The organism is Streptomyces capoamus (assembly GCF_014654935.1).
In the GTDB taxonomy this organism is placed as follows: Bacteria; Actinomycetota; Actinomycetes; order Streptomycetales; family Streptomycetaceae; genus Streptomyces; species Streptomyces capoamus.
The window spans coordinates 489-741 of the sequence record NZ_BNBF01000051.1 but is presented as its reverse complement, the minus strand read 5'-3'; the positions used below and the strand labels follow the sequence as shown (position 1 = coordinate 741).

The following is a 253-nucleotide window of genomic DNA, read 5'->3' as shown; positions in this document are numbered from 1 at the left end:
AGGAAGGTGCCGTGGAAGCCGACGAACAGCGTCCAGAAGGTGATCTTGCCGAGGCGCTCGTCCAGCATCTTGCCGGTGAACTTGGGCCACCAGAAGTGGAAGCCGGCGAACATCGCGAAGACGACCGTGCCGAAGACGACGTAGTGGAAGTGGGCCACCACGAAGTACGAGTCGGTCACGTGGAAGTCCATCGGCGGCGAGGCCAGGATGACACCGGTCAGGCCGCCGAAGAGGAAGGTGACGAGGAAGCCGG

General features: G+C 63.2%; 1 protein-coding gene. It reads right to left on the bottom strand.

Annotation, left to right across the window (positions count from 1 at the left end):
* On the bottom strand, positions 1–253 hold a 253-nt coding region (locus tag IE312_RS43600; RefSeq protein WP_229900919.1), incomplete at both ends, for a cbb3-type cytochrome c oxidase subunit I.